Source organism: Methylophilus sp. DMC16, from assembly GCF_056314045.1.
Genome location: NZ_JBQUZC010000001.1, coordinates 92,899 through 113,997 on the forward strand (window position 1 = coordinate 92,899; position 21,099 = coordinate 113,997).

Below are 21,099 nucleotides of genomic sequence, written 5' to 3' on the forward strand. Positions count from 1 at the left end.
AGAATGTTCGGAAAATTTGCAAGGTTGAGGTTTTAAATGAAATTAATGAATCCCGGATTGATGTTTTTGTGGTGTGCATTAGCTGCTACACAGGTATTTGCCCAAGGGGGGTTTGTTACTTTGCCTAAAAATGGCAATGCTGAATCAGCTTATGTGCTATGCAACCCTACTGGAAATTTTGGCTTATCTGTATCTGAAGCACCTAAAACAGATAGCAATAATATTTGTTCCATTAGTACGCCGGAGTTACTGAAAAGTCCTACATATTCGCCAATAGAAGGTTTCCGTTTAGTTGGAGTGAAGGTCAGTGATATTGAAGTGCCAAAATCGCAAGCTGGCGAGCGGCCAGACTTAGCAGTATTAACCGATGCGATATGGCGTAATAAGGAAAATACCGAATGTATTTTGGGCACGCATTTGCAAATGAAAAACACTCCTTTGGCCAATGGGCAATATTGGGAAGTGAACGATATTGCACGTGCAGGGTTTGAGGGGAGTGATGTAGCGATTGCTTATTTCTACAAGCTAGCTGCGCCAGAGATAGGGGGCGGCACGGAAGTGTTATTTCGTGCAGGTAGAACTTTTACGAGCGTGAAAGCGGCGGCAGGTAAGCCGTTGCCCTCAGTCAAGGATGCGCCACCTCCAAACGTGGCAATTAGTGAGAGTAATGCAGCTGCATACAGCGCCAATTGGGTGACTTTCACAACGGATTTGAGTTTTAAGGATGATGATGGCACAACACAGCCAAATTCATCTATTTTCTATATCAAATATGCATGCGATGCACGGGACCCTGTTTCTAAACCGAATGCAATACGCTTTAGAACGATGGGACAGAATGGAAAAAAAACCATAGAAATTAGTGCACCGGCATTGGTGCCAGTAGATGGAATGGTCGAGCAGTATTAGCAGGACAGTATTGAGGATAAATAATTTATAGGTGGTTGTGCATTTACGACCACCTGAAGAATTCAGTTTACATCTCGTTAAGGGCTTAACGATACCTAACCAGGGATGAAAGTGAATTGGTATAACAGGCAGCCATAAATGCCTGCTAATTGTAGCGATAGATGACTCAAAAGAGAATAAATACGAATGAAGTTATTTGAAATGAGTTATCTGATTTTAGGAGAGTATTAAAATGGCTATTAAGATTTTTAATGCGACGGAAACTGAGTATACCGGTACGCCTGATGCTGATTTGATTGTTGGCAATAATCTCAGTAACTTTATTAATGCAGGCGAAGGCAATAATATCGTTTTTGGTGGTGATGGTGACGATATTATCCTTACTGGCTCAGGAAATGATTTCGTAGCGGGCGGCGGCGGTAGCGATACAATAGACTTGGGTTCAGGTAATAATGCGGCTGATGGCGGTTCTGGCAATGACTTTATTACTGCTAATGAAGGTGATGACATTATCAGCGGTGGTAGTGGCGACGACCAAATTTATGCTGGAGACGGTAACAATTATATTGCAGGCGGATCTGGTAATGATTTTCTAAATGCCGGAGAAGGCAATGACGTATTGTTGGGCGGTAGTGGCAACGATATTCTTGAAGGCGGCGATGGCGATGATATCCTTGATGGTGGCGAAGGCGAAGATTTGATTTCCGCTGGGGATGCCTCTGCTGGAGATGAGACGGTTGTTGGTAATTTGATCTATGTAACTTCTAGCGATACCGCTCTAGGTGGTGAAGGCAACGATACCTTTGTAATTGGTGAAGAAGAAAATGCCACTGGTGTAACCATTGTCGGCGGGGTATCTGACCTGGATAACCAAGGTGAAGAAGCGCGCTATACTGACGTAGAAGATGATGATGGAACGGTTTATGATACGGTCACTGATACTCGAAGCGAAATTGAGGATTTGGACGTAGCATTAGAAACCGAAACAGATGTACGTCTTAATATTGTTACGCGTCCAGGTTCATCAGCTATCAGTACATTTGCCACAACGGTTGCTGGCTACAACGCCGTTGATACATTAGAGTTTACTAAGTCAGGCGAGTTTGAAGAAATTGAGTTTTCAGGTATTGAGCGGATTGAGCTTGCAAGTGGTGTCAGTATTACTCTTGAAGCCGAGCAACTTGAAGAAAATGGTGAGTCTCTTGGTCGTGAATTTATCAACCCGGGTTACCAAATTCATGGTGTTGCCGGTGGCGATGTTGAAAACCTCACTGTTGAACTTGAGTTTGAAGAGGCTACTTTTGAGCCAGCCGCTACCATTGTCGGTGCTACACCAGTCACATACGACAAGGCTGCGTTTGAGGTAGATGACTTCTCTGTTGCTCACCTTTACTACAATGTGGATGTGACTTACGACGCTTCAGAAGGTGAAGCTGGTAGCTTCACCCGCATTGACGGTGCTAACGAAGGCAGCGATGCACACGAGATCGTCTTGGGCAGCGAGGGTGTTGACTACGCGACCATGCGTTTGGGTGATGACACTGTTTATGGTAACGGCGGCAATGACTTGCTGATTGGCCATGGCGGTGCTGACTACCTGGATGGTGGCGAAGGCAATGACATTTTTGTGATCGGCGGTTTTGGTAGTGGTGTGCAAGGCACGACTTCTAAAGCAGATGACGGTAACAAAGAGTGGATTGCGACAGGCGACAAGCATGATGTGATCGTGGGTGGTGATGGCGTGGATACATTGCGTATTACTACCGGTATCGGTGCTAATACCAAAGCCAACGGCACTGTTGTGCTCAACAACGACAACTTCCAGTCTATGGAAGTGGTGCAAGTGGGCGGCACTGTCGGTCGTTTGAATGTTGAAAACACTGACCTGCAATTGCTCAACGATCATTACTACTTCAAAGCCAACGGCACGGTATCTGATCTCTCCAACACCCTGGGTAACAACGGCGGCACCATCAACAATGTGGTCGTAGATGCTTCTGGCTTGACCACCAATGGTCTGCGTTTTGAAGGTAATGCTAACCAGCAAACCTTTATCGGCACCAGCAAGGCTGACGTATTTGTTGGCAATGGTGGTAACGATACGCTGACAGGGAATGGCGGCGCGGATACGTTTGTGTTCGGCAAAGTCTACGAGCAAGTCGTGACTGGCTCTTCTACTAGCGTGCAAACCTATACCAACACGGCGTTTAACCTGACCGGGGTAGACACCATCACTGATTTCACCCGTGGCACCGACAAAATCGAGTTGCACCTGGATCAGTACAGCCAGTTGGCAGGGTTTAACAGCAGCATGTTGCGTGTGAACAGCACCGGCACTGCGCAAGACGCCAATGATTACCTGATTTACAACACCACCACTAAAACCCTCAGCTATGACGCAGATGGTAATGGTAGCGGTGCCAAGGTAGACATTGCAGTGTTGACAGGTGTCAGCACAGTGTCTGTGTCGGACTTTGTTGTCGTTTAAGTACCGGATAGGCGGGCAGGGAAACCTGCCTGCCGATACGCTCTATCAAAGTCCTTAGTCGTGATGAAGTTGTCGCAAGCTGAAACCATCAAGCAAGCATTGCCCGCCCTGTGGCCGTTGTGGCGCCGGGTATGGTTGTTTGGGGTAGTGACCAATTTGCTGATTCTGGTGCCCTCCTGGTATATGCTGGAGGTGTACGACCGCGTCATTAATAGCCGTAATGTTTCGACCTTGCTGATGCTCACCGTGATGGCGGCCTTTGCCTATCTGGTGATGGAAGCGCTCGAGTGGCAGCGCCGCAATTTGTTGCAGTCAGCGGCCAAAAAGTTTGAATCCCTGTTGCAACAACGCGTATTTGAACGTGTATTTGCGAGCAGGTTGTCCATGCCTGAGTTCCCTGCCAGCCAGGTATTTTCTGATTTCTCTACCCTCAAGCAAGTGTTGCATTCTTCTGCCTGTTTGAGCCTGATAGATGCCCCGTTCTGCCTGATTTTTTTAGCGGCCGTGTTCTGGATTCATCCGGCACTGGGCTTGCTTACCCTGGCCGGGCTCACCATCCAATTGATTTTGACCTGGCATAACCAGTCTCGCGTCGCCCCGCTGATGGCGCAGGCCAACCAGCATGCAATCGAGTCACACCGTTATTTTGCCAGCATCAGCCGTCATGGCGATGCCATGCATGCCATGGCCATGCTCGCGCCCATGCAGCAGCGCTGGCTGCAACACCAGCACGGTTTTTTGTGGCAGCAGGCGCAAGCCTCGGCGCTGGCGGGAAAAAGCGCCGCGGCTGCCCGCTGGCTGCAAACCCTGCAAACCAGCTTGATTCTGGGCCTGGCCTGTTACCTGTTTATTGCAGGTGATCTGTACAACGGCGGCGCCATGATGATTGTGGCCTCGATTCTGGCTGCCCGCGTGCTCGCGCCGCTGGTGCAATGTGTGGGCCATTGGAAAACCTATGAACAAGCCTGGACCGCGTATCAACGCATAGACAGTTTGCTGGCGGGCGCGCCAGCCACTGCGCCCGGCATGGTCTTGCCGCCGCCAGTGGGTGAGTTGAGTGTAGACCAGCTGGGTTATGCCATGCCACAAGCAGGCAAAACGCCTGCAGAGGCGTTTATCCGCCAGGTGCAGTTTAAGCTTGCGCCGGGGCAGGTGCTGATTGTCGCTGGCGCCTCGGCGTCAGGCAAAACCACACTGGCCAAATTGCTGGTCGGCTTGCTGGCCCCCACCACCGGCCGGGTACGCCTGGATGGGGTGGATATTTACCGTTGGGATAAAAACCAGCTCGGCCCTTCGCTGGGATATCTGGCGCAAGAGGTCGATGTGTTTGATGGCCGCCTGGTGGATAATATTTGCCGTTTTCAAATGCCTGATCCTGCCGCCCTGGCCGAGGTACTCGATCTACTGGGCCTCAACGAGTGGGTGCAGCAGTTGCCAGAGGGGCTCAATACCGTGATTGGCGCATCTGGCATGCACCTGTCTGGCGGTGAGCGGCAGTTGATTGGCCTGGCCCGCGCCTTTTATGGCAAGCCGCGTTTTGTGGTGCTCGATGAGCCCAATGCCAACCTCGACACCACCAGTGAGCGATTGTTACAGCAGGCGATTGCACGCATGAAGCAACAGGGCACTACCTTTGTCATCATCAGCCATTTGCAACACATTTTAAGCATCGCCGACTGCATGCTGGTGATGTGTCAGGGCCAGATGATCCGTTTTGGCAAACCGGCCGAGGTGCTGGCCAGTTTTCAGCCGGAGTCCGGCAAGGTGGCGAGTTTATGATGGCTTTAGCGGGCGGATGGCGGCAGTCGCCGATGTGGGCATTTATGCAGCCTTTTCAGGGTGCATTTTTGCAGATGTTCTGGCTGAGTTTTTTAACCAATGTGCTGATGCTGGTGCCCACGCTGTACATGCTGCAACTGTATGACCGGGTTATGCTCAGCCGTAATACGCTGACGCTGGTGGCGATGACGCTGCTGACGGCCGGCTTGCTTGTGTTCATGGCGGGGGCTGACTGGTTGCGCAGCTTGTATGCGGTGAAGACCGGAGTGCAGTTTGACTTGCGCTTTGGCAAACAGGTGTTTGCCGCCACCTTTGATCCTGGTCGCCTGGCTTCCAGTGTGCCGCAACAGGCCTTGCAGCAATTGACGGCAGTCAGGCAGTGGCTGACCGGGCAGGGCTTGTTTGCCTTGCTGGATATTCCCTGGAGCCTGATTTACATCGCCGTCCTGTTTGCCCTGCATCCGCTGCTGGGCATGACCGCAATTGCATTCTGTCTGGTGCAGTGCCTGGTGGCCTGGAGGCATCAGCATGTCTTGGCGCAGCCTGGTCAGGAAACCCACGCCGCCCGCCAGCGTACCGAGCATTTTTTGCAACAGAAAATTCAGCACGCACAGACCAGTCATGTGCTGGGCATGATGCAGACCTTGCGCCAGCATTGGCAACAGTTGCTGGCACAGCAAGCCGAAACCGAAGACCACTGGCAACGCCAGAGTGATCGCAGCCAGTTTCTCAACAAATGGGTGCGTTATTGCCTGCAATCGCTCATGCTGGCGATTGCGGCGTGGTTGACCATTGAAGGCGAGATCAGTGTCGGTTCCATGGTGGCTTCCAATGTGCTGATTGCGCGTGCGCTGCAACCGTTTGATGTCATGGTGCAAAGCTGGCGCCAGTGGTTGCAAGCCAAGACGGCCGCCGGTGAGCTTCAGCAAATGATGGCGGGTGTGCCGGTGAAGGCGGGGGCTGAGGTGCAAACAATGGAAACCGTCGCCGCTGCGCCCCTGTTGCGGCCCTATACCTTGCAGTTGACGCAGGTCGGGGTCAGTCATGGGGCCCGCCCGTTGCTGCAGGCGGTGGATGTCAGCATTCTGCCGGGCCGCCTGTTATGCGTGATGGGCCCCTCCGGGGCAGGCAAAAGTACCTTGGCCCGGTTGCTGGTTGGGGCGGTATTTGCCGAGCGCGGGCGCTATGAAGTCAACCAGACCTTGCTGACGCCTGCCAATGTGCGGCAGTCACTCACCAGCGTGGGTTACCTGCCGCAGCAAGTGTCTTTGCTCGAAGGCACCATTGCCGAGAATGTGGCGCGTTTTGGGCCACTCGAGACGCCGCATATCTTGCAGGCTTGCCAGCGTGTCGGTTTGCACGAGGCCATTTTGCGCTTGCCACAAGGCTACGATACTCGGCTCGATGCGCAAGGCTTGCCCTTGTCAGGAGGCCAGCGACAGCTGCTCGGTCTGGCCCGCGCCATTTACAAAGAGCCCGCCTTGCTGGTGCTGGATGAGCCCAATGCCAGCCTGGACGAGTTTGGCGAAGCCAGGCTGCTGCAGCTATTGCAGGCGCTGAAAACCCTCAACACGACCATCGTCGTCATTTCTCACCGTTCCGGCATCCTCAAGATCACTGACGACCTGCTGGTGCTCAAGCGCGGCGAAGTATTGCACCACGGGCCGCGTGATGCCGGCATCGTCTATTTAAACCAGTTACAAGCAGCCAGTCCTCTGGCTACTACGGAGTAAACATGTCGCTGATGTCGACCAGCCCTGTCCCTGACAATGTCCATGCCATTGAAGACTATGCGCATAACGCAAGGCCTGCACGCAAAGGCGCCCTGATTTTGCTGGCGGGCCTGGCCGGGTTTGTGCTGTGGGCAGCCCTGGCGCCTCTGGATGAGGGCGTGCCGACCGAAGGCGTGATCAGCGTGGAAAGTAATCACAAGGTGGTGCAGCATTTGTCGGGCGGCATGGTGAGTGAGCTGTTGGTGCACGAAGGCAAGGAAGTACATGCCGGCGAGGTATTGTTCAAGCTGGATGCGCAGGCCAGCAAGGCGCGGTATGAAGAGGTGCGTCACCGTTATGCCGGGTTGCGTGCGCAGGAAGACCGCTTGCGCGCCGAGCAGACGCAGCGCACGCTGATTGATTTTCACCCGGATTTGATCAGCCAGCAGACCGACCCGCTGATTCAGCAACAGATGCGTAACCAGAGCCAGTTGCTGCTGGCCAAAGTGTCGGCGCTGGCGGCGGATATTGCGGCCAAGCAAGAGGCCATTGCCGGCTATCAGGCATTGATAGAAGGCTATCGCGGCGTGTTGACCAGTCATGAATCGCAATTGCGCTTGCTCGAAGAACAACTGCAAGGCGTGCGCGCGCTGGCGGCCGAGGGCTATGCGCCACGCAACCAGCAAAATGACCTGGAGCAACGTGTGGCGGCCCTGTATGGCGACCGGGCCAACACACAGGCCAATCTGTTGCGTGCACAGCGGGCCATTCTCGAGCTGCAACAGCAAATTTATCAGCGCAAACAGCTGGAGAAAAAAGACATTGATGCAGAAATGGCGCAAGTCAAATTGCAAGTCGAGGCCGATGCCCAAAAAGTCCGTGCACTGCGCGAAGAACTGGGGCGGACTGAAATCCGTGCGCCAGCCTCAGGTCAGGTGGTGGGCTTGCAGGTACACACCGTGGGCGCCGTGATCCAGCCTGGGCAAAAACTCATGGATATTGTGCCCTCGGGCGAAGCGCTGATTGTGGACGCACAGATTCCTCCGCACCTGATCGACAAAATTCATGTTGGCCAGGCGGCCGATATCCGCTTCTCTACCTTTGCCAACAGTCCGCAACTGCTGGCAGAGGGCCAGCTCAAATCCCTTTCCAAAGACCTGCTGAGCAAACCGGCCGCTACGCCTGAAGGTAGCCAGAGTTATTATCTGGCCCGCGTCAAACTGACAGACAAAGGCGTGCAAGCCTTGCAAGGCCGCCAGTTACAGCCGGGCATGCCAGTACAGGTCGTGATCAAGACCGGGGAACGCACGCTGTGGAATTACCTGATGCATCCGCTGAGCAAGCGGTTAGCCGCTTCAATGAAAGAAGAATAATGGAAACACGTTCTCAGTGGCTGCGCAGGCAAATTGATGCGTTACGCGGTACTCCTAACCTCGCCGTACTATTTGTACTGTGGTTACGGCCGCTACGCTTAACATCGCTACACGAGTTAGCCTACACCGCAACACTTCGTTGGTTGTCTCGGCTCGTCCGCTCCGTGCGCCTTGCACTTTATCCTGCTCACTCACTGATAACGTATTTTCCAATGGCGGTTGCTTTATATGTCTCTCTATTTATATTTTTGCGTCTATTCCGGATTTTAAGACTGGTCTGCCTCCTTGCAGGCTTATCGTTGCCAGGGATAGTCATCGCCGAGGCCGACCTCAACAGTCTGTATCAACTGGCGGCGACCCATAATGCAGACTACCGGGCTGCGCTGGCCAATACCGAGGCCGAGCGTGAAGAGTTGACCAAGGCGCGCGCAATGTTTTACCCCAAGGTACAACTGGGCTTGCTCAAGGGGCGCGGCAATACGGATCGCACGACGCAAACCACGCTGGGGGCCGTCAATAGTGAACTTGATTATTCGCTCGAAAATTACAGCCTCTCGGTCAGGCAACCGCTGTACAACAAAGAGACGCTCGCCATGTATGGCGGCGCCAAATCTTACGTGAGTGCGCAGGAGTCATTGCTGGAGCAGGAAACCGCAAAGCTGATCCTCAAGCTGGTGTCGGTTTATCTGGAAACGCTGTACGCGCAAGACCGCGTAACGGTGCAGGCACGCAAGCTGGAGGCGGTCAGCCAGCAATTGCAACAGGCAGAACAGCGTTATACGCGCGGCAGTGGCACCGTGGTCGAGGTGAGTGAGGCGCAGTCCAATCTGGATGTGGCTAAAGTGGAGCACTTGCAAGCCAATAATGACTTGCAGGCCAGTCAGCAAAGCTTGCAGATTCTGACAGGCAGCACGCATGTCTTGTCTGCCGAACTGCTGGTCGATGGCTTGAACCAACTCAGTCCAGCCGAGCATCCGCTGGAGACTTGGCTGGCGCTGGCACGGCAACACCACCCTGAGCTGGCGGCGGCCTACCAGAATATTGAGGTTGCGAAAAAGGATGTCGAGAAAAAACAGGCCGGGCATTATCCGACGCTGGATTTGGTCGGTGTGCGCTCTTACAGCCAGAACGACAGTAATAACACCTTGGGCTCGCGTTTTGACACGACCACGCTGGCATTGCAGATGAATGTGCCCTTATTTGCGGGTGGGTATGTGAGTGCCAATGTGCGACAGAGTGCCAGCCGCCTGACCGCCAGTGAAGAAACCATGACCGCAAAGTTGCGCGAGGTGGAGTTCAATGTGCGCAAGTACTACCAGAGCCTGCACGCACAACAACAATCCGTCACTGCCTACCAGCAGGCGGTGCAGTCGGCCAGGGTGGCCCTGGATGGCACGCAAAAAGGATTTTTGGCTGGATTTAAAACTAACCACGAAGTGCTGGAAGCCCAGCAAAAGCTGTTTAACAACCAGTTGGCACTGACCAAGGCTTATTACAGCCTGATTAGCGACTGGGTGAACTTGCAGTTCAGCAGTGGTTTGTTGTCACTGGACACGCTTAATCGCGTGAGCCAATTGTTTATGACCAAGTAGTCGGGGGTAAATCATGTCCAAAAAAAATCAATCTGCAATCCGTCCAGTTGCCACACTTGCGCCAAACACACACCGGGGGTTTACCTTGCTGGAACTGCTGGTGGTGATGGTGATTATAGGTCTGCTGGCTGGCTATGTCGGCCCCAAGTACTTTGCGCAGATCGGGAAGTCTGAAACCAAAACTGCCAAAGCGCAGGTTGAGGCCTTGTCACGTGCGTTGGACACCTACCGGCTGGATACCGGGCATTACCCATCGACTGAGCAAGGGCTGGCGGCGCTGAATCAGGCCCCCAGTGGCGAGACCAAGTGGCAGGGGCCTTATCTGGCCAAAGGCGTACCCGCTGATCCGTGGGGGCGGCCTTACCTATACCGCGCGCCCGGCGAGCATGGCGATTACGATGTCTGGACCTTGGGCAGCGATGGCGCGGCGGGTGGCCAGGACGCCGATAGCGATGTGGGTAACTGGTAAAGCAGCCATCTCGTCATGAAGTTTGAGCTCAAGGTATTGCAGGGCAGCGAGGTCAGCTGGATGTCGCTGGAGGCGGCCGACCCGCAGGCTGCACGTCAGCAGGCGCAGGCGCGTGGTTATGGCGTCTTGCAGGTGCGTCAGCCGCGTCAAGGATTGGCGCTTCCGCAATGGCTGATCAAGAAAAACAGCTTTCAGCTCAGCTTGTTTAGCCAGGAGTTGCTGGCGCTGCTGGAGTCTGGCCTGAGTTTGATAGAGGCGATTGAGGGACTGGCGGAGAAAGAGCAGCAAGAGACCTCAAGAGCGGTGCTGACCGCTTTACGGACAGCCTTGTATGAAGGCTTGCCGTTGTCGCAGGCGCTGGCTTTGCAACCCGCGGTCTTCAGCCCTTTGTATGTGGCCTTGATCCGTGCCAGCGAGCGCACCGGCGATATGGCACAGGCGCTCAAACGCCATGTCGCTTACCAGGCCCAAGTCGATGCCATTCGCAAAAAAATCATTGCGGCATCGATTTATCCGGTGTTGCTGATCGTGGTGGGCGGGCTGGTGGTGCTGTTTCTGCTCGGCTATGTGGTGCCGCGCTTTAGCACGATTTATGAAAGTGGCGGCGACAAGCTGCCGTGGGCCAGCCAGATGCTGCTGCGCTGGGGGCAGTTGCTGCAAGGGCACGGTGAGCTGGTGTTATTGAGTACCATCAGCGGTATCGCCATGCTGTGGCTGCTGTTTTCGCGTCCGGCTTGCCAGGCCTGGATCATGAAAAAAATCTGGCAGATCCCGAGTTTGGGTGAGGCCTTGCGCATTTATCAACTGGCCCGCTTTTACCGCACGCTGGGGATGTTGTTACAGGGAGGAATTCCCTTGTTGACTGCCCTGGGCATGGTGCAGTCTCTGTTACCGCTAGAGATGCAACGCGCCTTGCAGCAGGTGATCGCTGACGTGCGTGAAGGCAAGCCGCTGTCTGGTGCCATGGAGGTGCATGGTTTGACCACTTCCATCGCCAACCGCATGTTGCGCGTGGGTGAGCGCAGCGGCCAGCTGGACGAGATGCTGGGGCGGATTGGGGTGTTTTACGACGAGGATACCGCGCGCCGGGTCGAGTGGTTAAGCAAGCTGCTGGAACCGGCACTGATGGTCATCATCGGCCTCATTGTCGGGCTGGTGGTGGTGTTGATGTATATGCCGATTTTTGAGTTGGCCGGCGCGATTGAATAATGAGCGCCGCAAATGAAGGGTCGCGATTGAATAATCAGCACCATAAATGAAAAATTTCGATTGAATCATGAGCCCCCAAAAAAGAGGTGCGGTTTAGTAGGCGTGGTAGAGGATAGTCGTGTCAGAGGGCAGAGGTTGTAGACGGGATGCAAGCTTAAAATGAATATGCAGGATTTATCCATGTTGGAGCAGCCCCTGGGCGAGGCCCCCGTGTTGTCCGGCGACTTGCTGCAGCAGGCGCGACTATTGGCCGCGCAAAGCGGCCGGCCGCTGGTCGAGGTGCTGGAATCACTGAGTGGCTTGGCCGCCGATGCCTTTGTCGAGGCCTTGGGCCGCTGGCTGCACTATCCGGTCAAGACCGCGTTGGCCATGCATGCCATGCAGCCCATGTTTGACACCTTGGGCCTCAATGACGCCAATGCCTGGCACGTGATCCTGATGCAAGCGGAGGATCAGTCTTTGCATATGCTGATGGCCGACCCGTTTGATGAGGCCTTGCAGGTACGCTTGCAGCATCTGGTGCGGCAACCGGTGCAGTGGTCACTGGCGCATCGCAATGATATTGCGGCCTGTTTGCAGTTTCACGAGGCGCAAATGCGGGCGATGGATCAGGTGCATGCGGGTGATGCTACCAGCCATGAAGAAGAGGCGCCGGTGGAAGAGCTCTCGCTTAAATCGATCAGCGAAGACAGCAGCCCGGTGGTGCGTTTTGTACGCTCTACCTTGTACGACGCGCTCAAGGCCGGGGCCAGCGATATCCACCTCGAATCAACGCTGCAAGGCTTGCGCGTCAAATACCGCATTGACGGCGTGCTCACCGAAGTTGGTGGCTTGAATGGCGTGATGCAGGCCGAGCAGGCCATTTCGCGCATCAAGGTCATGTCCGAGCTCGATATTGCCGAGCGCCGTATTCCGCAAGATGGACGCTGCAAGGTGCATGCGCTGGGCCGCGACATCGACCTGCGCGTGTCCATCATGCCCAGTGTGCTGGGCGAGGATGCGGTGTTGCGCGTGCTCGACCGCAAAGCCCTCAGCGAGGCGCAGGGCATCAGCCTGGAAGTCCTTGGATTTGCCCCGGCCTTGCTGGCGCAAATCCGCGCCCAGGCCGAGGCGCCGTATGGCATGTTGCTAGTGACCGGCCCCACCGGCAGCGGTAAAACCACCACGCTTTACGGCATGATCTCCGAGATCAATCAGGGCCAGGACAAGATCATCACCATTGAAGACCCGGTGGAATACCAGCTGCCCGGTGTTTTGCAAATTCCGGTCAATGAGAAAAAAGGCCTGACCTTTGCCCGTGGCTTGCGCTCAATTTTGCGGCATGACCCGGACAAAATCATGGTGGGCGAAATCCGAGATGGCGAAACCGCCCAAATTGCCGTGCAATCGGCGCTGACCGGGCATTTGGTACTGACCACGGTGCATGCCAACAACGTGTTTGATGTGATCGGCCGCTTTACCAATATGGGCGTCGACGCTTACAGCTTTGTCTCGGCGGTCAATGTGATTCTGGCGCAGCGCCTGATCCGCGTGATTTGCCCGTATTGCAAGGTGGACGACCACCCTGATGCCGCCTTGCTGACTAAATCCGGGCTTACCCCGGCCACCGCCAGCCATTACCAGTTTAAAAAAGGCCAGGGTTGTGGCCAGTGTCACGGCAGCGGTTACAAGGGCCGCAAGGGCATTGCTGAATTGTTGTTGTTTGATGACCGCATGCGCGAGCTCATCGTATCCAAAGCCCCCATCAGCCAGATCAAGGCACTGGCAGCCACCACCGGCACCCGTTCCATGCGTGAATCCGGGCTGGCCCTGGTGGCCGCGGGCGAAACCACCTTGCAGGAGATTAACCGTGTTACATCATTGGCCTGAGCCCGGCGTCGATTGCCATGCCGCCGCCAGCCGCCGCTGGTGGCAAGCCTACACTGCGCCAGAATTGCGCATAGTGATCACGCATGACCGCATTGTCGCCTTTGAGTACTCTCGGCGCGGACGATTGGGTGGCGCTGCGCAATGCCTGCAACACACGGTGCATGCGGTGGATGATCACAGTGATGCCCATGCAGCATCCCCATCTGCGCAACTGTGGGAGACCTTGCGCCTGGTGTTATCAACCTATGCCGGGCAACGCTGGCATGTGGTGGTCGTGCTCTCTAATCAATTTGTGCACTGGCTGGCCTTGCCCTGGCAAGATCAGATCCGTAGCCGTGCGGATCAGCAAGCCTATTTTGCCCATGGTTTGCAGCAGGCGTTTGGGTCTCAGACGCAGCCATCGCAGCTACGCAGCCAGTGCCCGGGCTATGGCAAGCCGTTCCTGATCAATGCGATTGCCGAGGACTTGCTGACACAGTTACATCGCGAGTTCGATGCGGCAGGATTGCCTATCGGCCAACTGCTGCCCGCCTGGCAACTTTCGGCTAACCAAAGTCTGGCGTGGATGCGAAAGCAGGGCAGTGAAGCGGCTGGCTGGATCGTCTGCCGTGAGTCAACCAGCCTGACACTGGCTTGCCTGCAACACGGTGCCTGGCAGCAGATCCGCACGCTGCCGGTAGACCGCCATTCCCCTGACAGCGATTGGCGGCATACCTTGCGCCAGGTGTTGTTGCGCGAGCAGGCCCTGCATCCTGAGCGGGCGCAGTTGCCGGTTTATCTGGCCCAGACCGCACTCGCAGGTCTGCGCCCAGAAGATTTCTCGCCATTTAAAGTCATTGTTTTACCCACGACTGAGCCAGCGGGACAGCCGATGTGGAGTCTGGCCTGATGCGTGCTGCCATGCCAGTTTTGGACTTTAATCATGCCGCCGGTCGGCTGCCTGGCCCGGTCGCTTGTGCGCTCGGCCTGATCTTGCTGTTGCTATTGCTGGTGCTGGTACCGCTTTATCAGCACCTTAACCAGCAAAATCAGGTCTTGCAGCAGCAGTGGCTGGCCAGGCAGTCTGCCAGCCGCTCAGCCCCGGTGGTGCAGCTTGCGCCTATCAGCCCGGCCTTGCAGGCCGAGTTGACGCAGGCGCAGGCGCAGATTGCCACGCCTTGGTTGCCTTTGCTGCATGACCTCGAACGCGCGCAACAAGCTGAACTTTACTGGATGCAGCTGGCACCCGATGCCAAGCGCAAACTGGTCAGGATGACGGTGCTCGCACACAAACGCCAGCAGGGCTGGGCCCTGGTTGAGCGTTTGCGTCAGCAAGCCTCGCTGGCGGCCGTCAAACTCAATAGCAGCGAAAGCACCGAGGTCAATGGCGAGCGCATGACCAGCTTGCAACTGGAGGCCGCATGGCAGTTTTAAATTCCCGGCGTAATGGTAGCGAGGTTCTGAGCCGCGTGTGGGCACGCCTGCAGTTTGCCTGGCAACACAGCCCCTGGCGTCAACCCTGGTTGCTCGGCCTGCTGGCATTGACGCTGATAGTGGCGATCATGCTGGCACAAGCCTGGTGGCTGCAGCAAGATTGGCAACAGCGATTGCGTCCACCAGCCGCCGGGCATGGCCCCCAGACGCAAACGGCCAGGCCGTCCACGTCCTCAGCCAATCAGGCCTTACCGCAGCCTATGCCAGTGTTGGCGCAATGGCCGAGTGAAGAAGACGCCGACCGCGTCAGTGCCGAGATTCTGGCCCTGGCCGATGCCATGGGCATGGTGTTTGAGCGCGCCGAGTTTCAATCCGGCGCGACTGCGCAAAGTGATTTATACGTGCAGCGCATCAAGCTGCCTTTGAGCGGCGACTATGTGCAACTGCGGCATTTTCTGGCGCTGGTTTTGCAGCGCTACCCCAGCCTGGCGCTGGCGCAATGCAAGCTGCAACGCACCGATGTGCAGCAAGCCGGGCTGGAGGCCTATATTGAGTTCAACTTGTATACGCGCAAACGGAGGCCAGCATGAACCGGCAAATCGGCTTAGTGGCCGCGCTTGCCATGACCTTGGTTGCCTGCTGGTGGGTGAGCCAGTCTGACACCGAGATCGCGTCCACGCCGGTTGCTGCGACTGTCATGCCTGCCGGGGCGGCCAAGCAGCGCAAACCTTTGTCGCAGGCGCTGCCTGCATTACATGCCGCGTTGACCGACGCGCTACCCGCCACGGGTACCCCGCCTGCGTTGAATGCAGACATCCCGGGGCGAGATAAGGCAAAGATGGATGCGCCGACTAGCGATGAAGCAAAAATGGATGAACCGGTAGTCAATCTGTTTGCGGCACTCCCGCCGCCAGCAGTGCCTGCAGAAGCGTTAGCCGCAGCTGGGCCGGTCAACCCATATACCTATGCCGGCCGCCTGCTGCAAGAAGGCCGCTGGCAGGTGTTTTTAAGTGATGGACAACAACAATATGTGGTGCGTGAAGGTGACCGGTTTGCCGAGGGGTGGCGGGTCACGCGGCTGGATCAGCACAGGCTGGTGCTGCAACATGCCGGAGAGCGCTTTGAAATGATGCTGGAAAATGGGGGAATGCTTTGAGCAAACAGATGAAACAAACAGGCTGGCGTTGGATGTGGCTACTCGGCAGCCCGCTATTATTGCTCAGTTGCAGTCACTGGCAAGCGGCTGAAAAAAATGGCGATGCGGCCTTGGAGCAAGCACGGCTCTACGCAGCGCGCGGCCAGGATGACGAAGCGATCCGGCTGTTGCAGCCACTGGTAGAGGCAAACCCACGCCAGCCGCAATATAAAAACTGGCTCAGTTTGCTGCAGGAGAAAAAGCTGCAAAAGCAATTGCAGGAAGCCGATAGCTTGTTGCAGGCCAAACAATACGATGCCGCCATGACGGGTTATGAACAAGTGTTGCAAGCAGCACCGAATAATCGCGCGGCCAGTGATGGCTTGCAAAAAGTCACGCAAGCCCGCCAGCACGACCAGCAATTAACGCAGGTTAAAAGCGCGATTGCGGCCGAGGATTGGGCCGGCGCCGAGTTTGGCTTGCGCACCGTATTGGCCGAGCAACCCGCGCAGCCTGAAGCGCGTCAGTTATTTGAACAGCTGGAACAAAAGAAAAACGAACGCAGCAGTGTGGTGCGGCCGTTGCAGTCATCGCTCAAAAAGAAAGTGACACTGGAGCTTAAAAACGCTCCAATCAAGCAGGCGTTTGAATATCTGGGCAAGGCCGGTGATTTGAATTTCTCGTTTGACCAGGAGCTCAGTGATGGCATCCGCGTCAATGTGCTGCTGCGGGATACACCGATTGAACAGGCGCTGGAGGTGATCCTGACCAGCCACCAGCTAGGCAAAAAAATCCTCAACAGCAATACCTTGCTGATTTACCCGCAATCACGTGCGGCGCAATATGAAGAGCTGTTTGTGCGTAGTTTTTACCTGACGCACATGGATGCCAAGCGCGCGCTCAATATGATGAAAACCGTGCTGCGCGCCAGCGATGTGTATATGGATGAAAAGCTCAATACGCTGGTGATCCGTGACACTCTGGACCGCATCAAGGTGGCCGAAAAGCTGATTGCCTCGCAAGACCTCAATGAGCCGGAAGTCATGCTGGAGGTGGAAGTGATGGAGATCAACCGCCGTAACCTGGAAAACCTGGGCATCCAGTATCCTAGCCAGATTGGGGTGGGTGTGCAGGGCAATGCTGCGGGCAGCACGAGTGGCACGCAGCCACAGGCGGGCAAATTAACGTTGACCGAGCTGCGCAACTTTAACGGCAAGCTGGGCGTGTTTTCCATCAACGATCCGGCTGTGGTGCTCAATTTGTTGCATCAGGATACCGACACCAATTTGTTGGCCAGTCCCAAAATCCGCGTCAAAAACCGTGACCGTGCCAAGATTCATGTCGGTGACAAGATCCCGGTGCTGACCAGTGTCGCCAGTGCGCAAGGCTTTGTCAGCCAGAACGTGAATTATATCGAGGTTGGCATCAAGCTCGATGTGGAGCCCGTGATCCAGATGCAGGACCAGGTCAGCATCAAGGTCGGCATGGAGGTCAGCAATATTACTGACCAGGTCACCACCAGCTCCGGTGTACTGGCTTACACCATCGGCAGCCGCAACGCCAATACCACCCTGCAATTGCGCAATAACGAAACCCAAATCCTGGCGGGCCTGTTCCGCGATGATGAGCAGCGCACCCAGCGTAAAGTGCCTGGCCTGGCCAATTTGCCCTTGATCGGCAGGCTGTTCAGCAACAACAATCAGGACAAGCGTAAAAACGAAATTGTGCTGCTCATCACGCCGCGCATCATGCATAACCTGAGCCCGGCCAATGCGGTGTACAGCCTGATTCCATCCGGGGTGGCGGCGACGGCGAATCCGGTCGGGGCAGGCGGCGCGCGCACGGTGCAAGCTGTAGACACCACCCCGCCCGCTGCGCCCGTGGTGACACCACAAAGCACGCAAAGCAGCAATGTGCGTAATGACAGCGGCTTTGCCAACCAGATGATGAACAGCACCGATGGTGGCGCGGTACAGCCCTGATGGCATTGAGATAAGTTGACCATGTTTGCGTTGCGACTGTTTTCTGCCCATCCCGCCCACGCCAAACGCAGCAAGGGCTTCACCCTGGTCGAGCTGCTGGTGACACTGGTATTGCTGGCGCTGCTGGTGACGGCGGCCAGTCCGGTGGTGCAACTCAATGGCAAGCGCGAAAAAGAGCGCGAACTCAAGCGCGCCTTGTGGCAAATCCGCGACGCTATTGATGCCTATAAAGATGCAGTGGACCAGGGGCTGATTAAAAAAACCGCAGAGAGCAGTGGCTATCCGCCGAACCTGGCTATCCTTGTCACTGGCGTCGAAAATGCCCAGGATACCAAAAAGAAAAAAATGTTTTTTTTACGCCGCATCCCGCGTGACCCGTTTGCCACCGACCAACAGCTCAGCAATGCCGATACCTGGCGTATCCGTGCCTATGATGGTGCCATCGACGACATGGCCAAAGATGTCTACGACGTTTCGTCACGTTCAACAGCGATTGGCATCAACCAGCAACCTTACAGTGAGTGGTAGGCAATGAAACGTGGATTTACCTTGATCGAGATGTTGGTAGTGTTGGCGATTCTAGCCATGTTGCTGACCATCGTGTCGCCACGCTTTATGCACATGTTGCAGCGCGCCAAAGAGACCACTTTGCGTCATGACCTGGTCACCATGCGTGACGCCATCGACAAGTTTTATAACGATAAAAACCGTTACCCGGAAACGCTGGAAGAGCTGGTCGAGCGCCAATACCTCAAGTCTGTGCCACCCGACCCGATCACCGAGCGTGCCGATACCTGGGTGATTACACTGCCGCCCAATATCGACGAGCAGGGCAGTGTGTTTGATGTGCATAGCGGCTCGGCACTGCTGGCAGAGGATGGGACCCCGTATGCCTTGTGGTAGGCGAGCGCAGGGCTTTATCCTGATCGGCATGTTTATGCTGATCATGCTGAGCGGCCTGATCTTGTCGGAGGCTGCCACGCGCTGGCAGACGCAGGTACTGCGCGAGCGTGAGCAGGAGTTGATCAAGGTCGGCCTGGCTTACCGCGATGCCATCGGCCGTTATTACAACCAGACGCCGGGTGTGATTAAAACTTTTCCACCGACGCTGGAGGCTTTGTACAACGATGAGCGCTTCCCGTCGCCGCGCCGGCATCTGCGCAAACCCTATCAGGACCCGATCACGCAGCGTGAAGGCTGGGGCATCGTCGAAGCGCCGAGTGGCGGCATTATGGGTATATACAGCCTGTCGGACAAAGTGCCTTTTAAAAGCAAAGGCTACCGCGGCGAGTTGCAGCATCTCAATGACAAGCGCTATTACGGCGAATGGTATTTTGTCTATCTGCCACAACCCATCAGTGGCCGTAATGCGCTTTAAGCTTTTAGCACTGAAGTTGACTTAACTGGTGGTTGTAAACGATTTTATTTGGTTGCATGCAGCCATTTTTACAACCGGGAATTATTGAAAAAACCAATCAATTCAATTTGTTAGCTGGCTGGCATTAATATTGCCACTCATAGACCTAAACACCGATAAGAGAGTTGCCATGTCCAGTCAGTTATCCAACCCGCAAGGCTTGATTCGAGGGCTCTACCTTGAGCACCATGCCTGGTTGCGCGCCTGGATACAAAAGCGTCTGGGTTGCCCCAACTGGGCGGCAGACCTCACGCAAGACACTTTTGTCAATCTCTTGCTCAAACACGAGCTGCCTGTATTAAACGAGCCACGTGCCTACCTGAGCCGGGTTGCGCATGGCCTGATGGTAGACCATGTGCGCCGCCGGGATCTTGAACGTGCCTACCTCGAAGCACTGGCCTACATGGCCCCGGCTGAAGTTGGCTCGCCAGAAACGCGCGCCATCATGCTCGAGCTGCTGGTACGGCTCGATATCATGCTCGATGGCTTGCCGCACAAAACCCGCACCGCGTTTTTGCTAGCCCAGCTCGAAGGTGCCAGCTATCCGCAAATTTCCGAGCGTCTGGGCGTCTCCGTGCGCACCGTAGGCAGCTATGTTTCTACCGCCATGCTGCAATGCATGACGCTGTTGCAAGAGCCTCCGCATGCGGCCTGAACTCGCACAACAAGTCACCCCGGCTATGCAGCAAGCCAGCGACTGGTATGCGCGTTGGCTCTCAGGCGAGATGGATGAAAAAGCCAAACGTGCCTGGCAAACCTGGCTGGAAGCCGATGAAGAACACAGCCGTGCCTGGCAACAAATTGAGCGCGTGCAGCTTTATTTTGGCAAAGTCCCCGGCGCGCTGGCACTCGCCACGCTGCAGGCACCGCCTTCGGCCGAGCGCAGACGCCTGCTCAAGCAGCTGATTCTGCTGCTCATGGTCAGCGGCAGTGGCTATTATGCCTATCGCGAACAACCTTGGCGCGGCATGCTGGCCGACATCAGCACCGAGGTCGGCGAACGCCGCCAGTTAACGCTCGAAGATGGCACGCTGGTGCACCTCAACACCCACTCTGCCATTAACGTGGTCTACAGCAATACTGACCGGATTGTTGAGCTGGTGCGTGGCGAAATTCTGGTTGAAACCGCCCACGAAAACCTGCGTATTTACCGCCCATTCAGCGTGGTGACCAAGCAAGGCATGGCCACTGCGCTGGGCACACGCTTTAGTGTGCGCGAGTGGCAACAGCAGCAACGCGACTACACCAAAGTGAGTGTCTTTGACGGCATGGTCGACGTGCGTGCCCTTGGCCGCAAACAATCCCCGGTGCGCGTCAACGCCCGTGAGTCTGTGGTCTTCTCCGCCAATCAGGTCTATGCCAAAACCAAACTCAAAGCCACCGAAATGGCTTGGGTCAATGGCCTTATCGTCGTCTACGCCATGCGCCTGCAAGACTTTGCCGCCGAGCTCTCACGCTACCAGTCCGGCGTGCTGCGCTGCGACCCGGCCGTGGCCGATTTGCAAATCTCCGGCTCGTTCCCGCTCAACGATATCCCCGCCATTTTACAAACCCTGGAGCAAACCCTGCCCGTCAAAGTCGAGCGTTTCACACGCTTCTGGACCACCCTCAGTCCTGCCTAGCCCGCAATGCCGTCGTGGAGGAGCGCTTCACAACGTGTTTTCTCAAGCGGTCTTTGCAGGTTTTTTTAAAAAAACGCAATTTTATCTTCCGGTTTTTATTTCTCGTTCGGCATAGCAGTAATCACACAGA

The 21,099-nt window shown here is 55.6% G+C and carries 19 protein-coding genes; all 19 read left to right on the forward strand.

From position 1 onward, the window contains the following. Positions 1-36: 36 nt before the first annotated feature. Positions 37-909, forward strand: a complete 873-nt coding sequence (locus tag ACT53D_RS00435; RefSeq protein WP_476153956.1) for a hypothetical protein — start codon at positions 37-39, stop codon at positions 907-909. Positions 910-1,141: 232 nt separating this feature from the next. After that, the gene (locus ACT53D_RS00440; RefSeq protein WP_476153958.1) at positions 1,142-3,397 is read left to right on the forward strand and encodes a calcium-binding protein; all 2,256 of its coding nucleotides are present in this window, start codon (positions 1,142-1,144) and stop codon (positions 3,395-3,397) included. A gap of 63 nt (positions 3,398-3,460) precedes the next feature. Further along, positions 3,461-5,176 carry a type I secretion system permease/ATPase gene (locus ACT53D_RS00445; RefSeq protein ID WP_476153960.1) on the forward strand — a complete coding sequence of 572 codons (1,716 nt, stop codon included), beginning with the start codon at positions 3,461-3,463 and terminating at the stop codon, positions 5,174-5,176. Further along, on the forward strand, positions 5,173-6,909 hold the full coding sequence (locus tag ACT53D_RS00450; protein WP_476153962.1) for a type I secretion system permease/ATPase: 1,737 nt from the start codon (positions 5,173-5,175) through the stop codon (positions 6,907-6,909). Before ACT53D_RS00445 ends, ACT53D_RS00450 begins: the two co-directional genes overlap by 4 nt. 2 nt (positions 6,910-6,911) lie before the next feature. Further along, positions 6,912-8,261 (forward strand): HlyD family type I secretion periplasmic adaptor subunit, encoded by a 1,350-nt coding sequence (locus ACT53D_RS00455; protein WP_476153964.1) that lies wholly within the window; start codon positions 6,912-6,914, stop codon positions 8,259-8,261. Positions 8,262-8,560: 299 nt separating this feature from the next. Further along, positions 8,561-9,853 (forward strand): TolC family outer membrane protein, encoded by a 1,293-nt coding sequence (locus tag ACT53D_RS00460; RefSeq protein WP_379075007.1) that lies wholly within the window; start codon positions 8,561-8,563, stop codon positions 9,851-9,853. A 13-nt stretch (positions 9,854-9,866) separates the two neighbouring features. Beyond that, the gene (gene gspG / locus ACT53D_RS00465; protein WP_476153966.1) at positions 9,867-10,322 is read left to right on the forward strand and encodes a type II secretion system major pseudopilin GspG; all 456 of its coding nucleotides are present in this window, start codon (positions 9,867-9,869) and stop codon (positions 10,320-10,322) included. A 15-nt stretch (positions 10,323-10,337) separates the two neighbouring features. After that, complete coding sequence (locus ACT53D_RS00470; protein ID WP_476153968.1) at positions 10,338-11,531, forward strand: type II secretion system F family protein; 1,194 nt, start codon at positions 10,338-10,340, stop codon at positions 11,529-11,531. 159 nt (positions 11,532-11,690) lie between these two features. Further along, entirely contained in the window at positions 11,691-13,400 is a 1,710-nt protein-coding gene (locus tag ACT53D_RS00475) for a GspE/PulE family protein (protein WP_194748532.1), read from the forward strand. After that, on the forward strand, positions 13,381-14,289 hold the full coding sequence (locus ACT53D_RS00480; protein WP_476153970.1) for a hypothetical protein: 909 nt from the start codon (positions 13,381-13,383) through the stop codon (positions 14,287-14,289). Before ACT53D_RS00475 ends, ACT53D_RS00480 begins: the two co-directional genes overlap by 20 nt. 11 nt (positions 14,290-14,300) lie before the next feature. Next, complete coding sequence (locus ACT53D_RS00485; RefSeq protein ID WP_379075022.1) at positions 14,301-14,813, forward strand: hypothetical protein; 513 nt, start codon at positions 14,301-14,303, stop codon at positions 14,811-14,813. After that, entirely contained in the window at positions 14,801-15,403 is a 603-nt protein-coding gene (locus ACT53D_RS00490) for a hypothetical protein (protein WP_379075024.1), read from the forward strand. Before ACT53D_RS00485 ends, ACT53D_RS00490 begins: the two co-directional genes overlap by 13 nt. Further along, complete coding sequence (locus tag ACT53D_RS00495; protein WP_476153972.1) at positions 15,400-15,969, forward strand: hypothetical protein; 570 nt, start codon at positions 15,400-15,402, stop codon at positions 15,967-15,969. The genes ACT53D_RS00490 and ACT53D_RS00495 overlap by 4 nt, the downstream gene beginning before the upstream one ends. An 8-nt stretch (positions 15,970-15,977) precedes the next feature. Continuing rightward, a complete protein-coding gene (locus ACT53D_RS00500) occupies positions 15,978-17,930 on the forward strand; it encodes a type II and III secretion system protein (protein ID WP_476153974.1) in 1,953 nt (650 codons plus the stop codon). 21 nt (positions 17,931-17,951) lie between these two features. Next, positions 17,952-18,458, forward strand: coding sequence for a prepilin-type N-terminal cleavage/methylation domain-containing protein (locus tag ACT53D_RS00505; RefSeq protein WP_476153976.1), 507 nt, complete (start codon positions 17,952-17,954; stop codon positions 18,456-18,458). A 3-nt stretch (positions 18,459-18,461) separates the two neighbouring features. Then, the gene (locus ACT53D_RS00510) at positions 18,462-18,833 is read left to right on the forward strand and encodes a type II secretion system protein (RefSeq protein WP_476153978.1); all 372 of its coding nucleotides are present in this window, start codon (positions 18,462-18,464) and stop codon (positions 18,831-18,833) included. Further along, positions 18,820-19,308 (forward strand): type II secretion system protein, encoded by a 489-nt coding sequence (locus tag ACT53D_RS00515; RefSeq protein WP_379075036.1) that lies wholly within the window; start codon positions 18,820-18,822, stop codon positions 19,306-19,308. The genes ACT53D_RS00510 and ACT53D_RS00515 overlap by 14 nt, the downstream gene beginning before the upstream one ends. A 169-nt stretch (positions 19,309-19,477) precedes the next feature. Further along, the gene (locus ACT53D_RS00520; RefSeq protein ID WP_275356135.1) at positions 19,478-20,002 is read left to right on the forward strand and encodes a sigma-70 family RNA polymerase sigma factor; all 525 of its coding nucleotides are present in this window, start codon (positions 19,478-19,480) and stop codon (positions 20,000-20,002) included. Then, positions 19,992-20,969 (forward strand): FecR domain-containing protein, encoded by a 978-nt coding sequence (locus ACT53D_RS00525; protein ID WP_476145384.1) that lies wholly within the window; start codon positions 19,992-19,994, stop codon positions 20,967-20,969. The genes ACT53D_RS00520 and ACT53D_RS00525 overlap by 11 nt, the downstream gene beginning before the upstream one ends. Positions 20,970-21,099 lie beyond the last annotated feature (130 nt).